Source organism: Photorhabdus viridis, from assembly GCF_040256935.1.
Taxonomy (GTDB): domain Bacteria; phylum Pseudomonadota; class Gammaproteobacteria; order Enterobacterales; family Enterobacteriaceae; genus Photorhabdus; species Photorhabdus viridis.
Window position 1 is genome coordinate 1 of record NZ_JBEJZY010000116.1, and the last position, 2,899, is coordinate 2,899.

Consider the following 2,899-nt stretch of genomic DNA (forward strand, 5'->3'; position numbering starts at 1 on the left):
TGAAAATGAAAGAGTTATTATCTAGAATCAGCGGCAGAAAGGATACAGAAATTCCGACAGTGGCAGGAACCTGTATCCCTGATGGATTTATTGCTGGTAGTCGTTATGAGAAAGAAAGAATAACCTTTGTCTATCAGGGAAATGATAGTGCCCACTTTAATTTCAGCGTTGAGATATTGAATTATATTAAAGAGAAAGACAATATGCTGGATCGTATTAGTGGAATGGAAGGGATGTTATTAGCCATGCGTGTCAAAACAATAAGAAAAGGGAAGCGTAAAATTAACGGTACTCATACGGAGGAAATTTTAGCGTCAGGTTCGGAAGGGATGTTATCGGAGCCTGAAATAAAAATCCCTCAATATATGTTTAATTTAATTGCCAATGAAACATTAGGAGATTATAAAAACCCTTTTGTTAATATTGAGTTGAAGAATGACCGGGAATCGCCAACACCATATAGTGAAAATGAACTGGTGGCATTTTGGGATGCAGTAACGAAGAGCTTTCGTAAAAGACCGGGCGCTTTCGGCGAGCGATAAAAATACGCGTTAAATTAAACCCCTTATAGGGATATAGGGGTAAAAAATCAGGGTAATATAATAAAATTAAAGCGTTTTTATATTCAGTTATCAGATTATTCAGACAGTGAAAATTGAATAAAAAAAGAAATTATTGGTTTTATCAGCTGTTGTGGCTTCTCTTCTTCTCTTTGTGAGAGGTTGGGGATTCTAAAAATAATTCACTAATGAGGGGAACAATATGATTCGACTTGACTATTGGGATGCGGCATTATTCGCTTCTGTTTTCTTGTTATATTATATTTGGCCGATAATTATGGTTCTTGATGTGTTGGTTATTTGTCGGATAATTAAATGCATTAAGCAAAAGAAATACACGCGTGCCCTACTCTTAATTTTTGTTGCGTTGTTAATGAGCGGTTCTATTATTTTTATAATGATATGGTCAAATTTATATGGGTAAACGGATGGAAATAAATACGTACTTTAGGTTCAGACGGTGAAGGTTGAACAACAATATATTACTTACTTTGTTGTCTATCTTGGCTGCTCTCTTGTCTTGGTGAATGGTTTTCTTATTTTTATTTGAATTGCATGGATGCATGGATGCATGGATGCATGGATGCAAGGATGAAAGTTAATGGCGGGATATCTGGAGATAAAACATTATCTCCAGATATCAACTGTTTATTATGGGGTTATTATGATGATAATTAGAGAGGATATCATGATATTTGATATTATTTGTTTAGGTAATGCAATTAACCCGGGTATTTATTCCATTGTGATGCACAATGGCTATTACTCTGTTTCAAATTCCATTCTTCATAATACTATGAGGTCATTATTATGAGCTGGCCTATTCCTGAAATACCTGAACTCAAAGCAGTAGCGCCTTTGCGCTATCGATTATGGTTTATCATTCTACTGTTAATACTGGTTGTTGGCACACTCGTTTATGCTTTTCTAAAAGACACGACCGATTTTATTCACGCTGCGATTTATAGCAGCTTACCGTCCTTCTTGATATGGCTGATGTTATTCGGCGCAGCGCTGAACCGCTATGAGCAATATTGTGCGGCAGCGTACGCTTGGGAAGAGGCCAGTGCCGAAACCCGTTTCCAGTGGCAGCAATGGAGCAGAAAACAACTGGCTGTGGTCGGCAACATAATTCTGACGCCTGAACAGCAAGGTATGGCATCGCTGTTAGGTGATTCGAAAGATATTCCTACCTTTCCTCATAGAGGACGAGCGCTGTTTTTATCGTCGAAAGATAACCGGCAATTATTGGATGAAATTGATCGTGAGCTGGAGAAACAATGCCCGAATTATCGCGGTTTTTTACACCGGATTTATGTTGCCCCTGTTTCTTCCGACGACTGGCTTTCCTATCAATCTTTGGTATACCAACAGTGGGATCTGCTGCCCATTCAGGCAGAAAACAGGGATGAGATCGATAAGTTATACAAAGAGGCGGCTTTCGAAGGGCTAATAATGGTTCTTGCATGCCAACGCTGGCCGCCTGGCAGTGATAAAAAGGCATACAGCGAATTTGTGTCTGCCCAGTTACTTTCATCGACGGAATTTGCCACCCAAAAAAAACTCAATGTCTTTGCCGGTATGGGGCGGCCTTTACCTTCGTTACCGGGGGAAATAACAAAAGATCTGCCTATATTGTTTGAATATAACCGTATTGATAAAACGCATATGCGACACCTTTGGGTAACGGGTGTCCCTAATAATGTGCTGACTGAGCTGGCGATTCTCAGCTATGCGCATTCACTCAATTTCTCCCCAGAAAATCCAATCCATTTAATCGATCACACGTTTGGGTCGCCAGGGCCGCTGTCCGTGTTTTTGGCATCAGCCATGCTGACTGAGGCAGTTGGCCTGACAAATAGCGACCATATCGTTATCAATCAGTTACCTGAGGGGAATGCCATCCTCTATTTAATGACTAAGGAATTACACCCATGAAAGTGAATGGTGATCATCATTATGGCTATTGGGGATATGTTTTTATTACCCTTAGCCTTGCCGGGACATTTTTCCTGCTGATTTATTTTAATCAAGCATTGCTGACGGAAAATGGCCTGCTTAAACCTGCGTGGTATGTCTGTGCCACGATTTTCCCGGCCATATTAATCGGCTTATTCGGAAATGCTGCCTGGTGGCATATCCGGCAGAATAAAACGCAACAAAAACTCAGACCTGAAACCGAAGGGACAAAAATTCTCCCCAGCCAGTCCGCTCTGATACTCAATGACTTAGGCGATCGCCTGCACCGTCGTTATGGCCTGTTCTGGGGGTATAAAGTCCGTATCTTGTTGTTGGTGGGCGAACCTGAACAGGTGGAAGCCATCGCGCCGGGGTTGACC

Annotated in this window: 2 protein-coding genes and 1 pseudogene; all 3 read left to right on the top strand. The window is 41.0% G+C overall.

The window, feature by feature from the left end:
- The coding region (locus ABR397_RS22215; RefSeq protein WP_350307612.1) for a T6SS immunity protein Tli4 family protein at nt 1–542 on the top strand (542 nt) is incomplete at its 5' end.
- Between the two features lie 828 nt (nt 543–1,370).
- Nucleotides 1,371–2,498 carry a hypothetical protein gene (locus ABR397_RS22220; protein WP_350307613.1) on the top strand — a complete coding sequence of 376 codons (1,128 nt, stop codon included), beginning with the start codon at nt 1,371–1,373 and terminating at the stop codon, nt 2,496–2,498.
- Nucleotides 2,495–2,899 (top strand): annotated as a pseudogene (locus ABR397_RS22225) (ImcF-related family protein); the annotation flags it as partial. The gene ABR397_RS22220 and the pseudogene ABR397_RS22225, both read left to right, overlap by 4 nt.

Bases quoted from the DNA above. Each gene is read 5' to 3' on its own strand.
- ABR397_RS22220 (WP_350307613.1), top strand. From the start codon at position 1,371: ATGAGCTGGCCTATTCCTGAAATACCTGAACTCAAAGCAGTAGCGCCT.